The sequence below is a fragment of the Kitasatospora sp. NPDC059088 genome, assembly GCF_042738155.1.
Classification (GTDB): Bacteria; Actinomycetota; Actinomycetes; order Streptomycetales; family Streptomycetaceae; genus Kitasatospora.
The window spans coordinates 1-2,707 of the sequence record NZ_JBHYGR010000244.1 but is presented as its reverse complement, the minus strand read 5'-3'; the positions used below and the strand labels follow the sequence as shown (position 1 = coordinate 2,707).

The window sequence follows — 2,707 nt, the reverse complement described above, 5'->3', positions numbered from 1 at the left end:
GGGGGGCGGCGGGCGGTGCCCGACTCCTAGCCCCCCCCGCCCCCCCCGCCGCGGCCCGGGGCGCCGGGGCCCCGCCCCCCCCCCCCCGGCGGCCCTGGCCGTCGGTGCGGCCCTGCTGCTGGCCACCGTGCTCCTCGGCCTGGCCGTCGGCTCACACCACGAGCCGCTCCCGACCGTGATCGAGGTCGTGGCGCGCCGACTCGGACTCGCCGACCCGCAGGTCACCCTGCTGGACGACCGGATCGTCTGGCAGCTGCGGCTGCCCCGGGTCCTGGGAGCGGCCGCCACCGGCGCCGGACTCGCGGTCTGCGGCGCGGTGCTGCAGACCCTGACCGGCAACGACCTGGCCGATCCCTTCCTGCTCGGTATCTCGGACGGAGCCGCCGCCGGCGCGGTGACCGTGATCGTCCTCGGCGTCGGCGTGACCGGCGCCGTGGGCACCGGCGCGGTGGCGACGGCGGCCTTCGCCGGCGCCCTGCTCGCCGCCGTCGTCGTCCTGGTACTGGCCGGCGCGCGCACCCGGTCGCTGCCGACCGCCCGGACGGTGCTCGCCGGCATCGCGGTGGGCCAACTGTGCGGGGCGTACACCTCGTTCGTCGTGCTGGTCCTCGGGGACCGCGACGCGGCGCGCGGTGTCATGGAGTGGACGCTGGGCTCGGTCGCCGGCGTACGGTGGCCCACCGCCGTCTTCCTGGCCGCGGTCGCCCTGATCGGCGTCATGGTGCTGGCCTCCTCGGCCCGCGACCTGGACGCCTTCGCCTTCGGCGAGACCTCCGCCCGCTCCCTCGGCGTCCACGTCGAGCGCACCCGGTGGGTCCTCATCGCCACCGCCGCGCTGGTGACGGCCTGCCTGGTCGCCAACACCGGGGTCATCGGGTTCCTCGGCCTGGTCGTCCCGCACGTGGTCCGCCTCGTCTGCGGCCCGCGCCACGCCCTCCTGCTGCCCGTATCGGCACTGGTGGGCGCGTCCCTCCTGGTGGGCAGCGACGTCCTGGCCCGCTCGGTCCTCCCCGACCGGGAGATCCCGGTCGGCGTCGTCACGGCCGGGCTCGGAGCGCCCTTCTTCGCCTGGCTGCTGTGGCGCCAGGGCCGGGCCGACGGGGGAACGCTGTGACCGCGCCGCCCGCCGCCGAGCTGCGCGCGGAGGGACTCGGCGTGCGCGCCGGCGGCGCGACCCTGCTCGACGCGGTCTCGCTCGCGTTCGCCCCCGGCCGGGTCACCGGCCTGCTCGGACCCAACGGCGCCGGGAAGACCACCCTGCTGCGCGCGGTCGCCGGACTCACCCGGCCGTCCGCGGGGCGCGTCCTCCTGGACGGGGCGGATCTCCACACGCTCACGGCCCGCCGCCGGGCCCAGCGGGTGGCCTTCATGGAACAGCAGGCGGACACCCGGCTGGCCCTGCCGGTCCGCCAGGTCATCGAGCTCGGGCGCACGCCCCACCGGGGCCGCTGGCCCGTGCCGGGGAACTCCGCCGCCGACGCCCACGAGCGGACCGTGGTCGCCGACGCCGTCGCCGCGGCCGACGTCGGCCACCTGCTCGACCGGGCCTGGCCGACGCTGTCCGGCGGCGAACGGCAACGGGTCCAGCTCGCGCGGGCCCTGGCGCAGGAGCCCGGCGTGCTCCTGCTCGACGAGCCCACCAACCACCTCGACCTGCGCCACCAACTCGGCTTCCTCGCCGCCGTACGCGGGCTGGGCATCACCACGGTGGCCGCACTGCACGACCTCGAACTCGCCGCCGCCTACTGCGACGAGGTCGCCGTCCTGCTCGACGGGCGGCTGGTCGCCCACGGGCCCGGCGCCGAGGTGCTCACCTCGGCCACGATCGGGCACGTCTACGGCGTCGACGTCACCGTCGAACGGCACCCCCGGCACGACCGGCCGCACATCCGGTGGAACGGACTGCTCCACGAAAGGACTTCGCCATGACCTCCCCCACCCCGGATGCCCCCGCCTTGGACGCCCCCGCCCTGGACGCCCCCGCTTTGGACGCCCCCGCCCGCCGCACCGCCACGGTCCTGGTCGGCATGTCGATCGGGGAGGCCGTCCGTCGCGACGAACTGCTCCGGACGGCGGCGGCGCAGCAGGCCTCGATCGCGTTCCTGCAGCAGGCGGACCCCTCCCTGTCGGCCGAGCTGACCAGGCTGGCCGACGCCGGCGCCGGGACCGTGGTCCTGATCGGCGTCCGCCTCGCGGCCACCGGCCCGGCCCAGTCCTGGCTGCGGCGGATCGCGGCGCACTGGTGGCGCGAGCGCACGGGCCACCGGCCGGAGATCCTCGTCGCGACCCGCCTCGCCGACTCACCGGACGCGGTCGCCGCGGCCGCCGCGGCGACGAGGCCCGTCACCGGCGGCGAACCCGGCCTCACCTCCGCGGCCTGGGAGGACGTCACCGGCCACCGGCACCAGGTGCTGGTCTGCCGCGGCCCGCGGTGCACGGCCCTGGGGGCGGAGGAGGCACTGCGCGCCCTGGTGCGGCAGCTGGCCGAGCACGGCCTCGGCGACGACGACGTGCTCGTCACCCAGACCGGGTGCCAGTTCCCCTGCAACCAGGCCCCGGTCGTCAGCGTGCAGCCGGACGACGTCTGGTACGGGGGGATGGAACCCGCGGGGGGCCGCCGCCCCCCCCCCCCCCACACCCCCCCCCCCCCCCCCCGCCCGGGGCCCCCCCCCCCCCCCCCCCCCCCCAGAGACCCCCGCCCCCCCCC

General features: G+C 77.8%; 3 protein-coding genes. All 3 read left to right on the top strand.

Annotated features, from left to right (window positions below; all coding sequences use genetic code 11):
- Positions 1-127 precede the first annotated feature (127 nt).
- Positions 128-1,114, top strand: coding sequence for a FecCD family ABC transporter permease (locus ACFWXO_RS44565; RefSeq protein ID WP_380532792.1), 987 nt, complete (start codon positions 128-130; stop codon positions 1,112-1,114).
- Positions 1,111-1,929, top strand: a complete 819-nt coding sequence (locus tag ACFWXO_RS44560; RefSeq protein WP_380532789.1) for an ABC transporter ATP-binding protein — start codon at positions 1,111-1,113, stop codon at positions 1,927-1,929. Before ACFWXO_RS44565 ends, ACFWXO_RS44560 begins: the two co-directional genes overlap by 4 nt.
- The coding region (locus tag ACFWXO_RS44555; RefSeq protein WP_380532786.1) for a ferredoxin at positions 1,926-2,707 on the top strand (782 nt) is incomplete at its 3' end. The genes ACFWXO_RS44560 and ACFWXO_RS44555, both read left to right, overlap by 4 nt.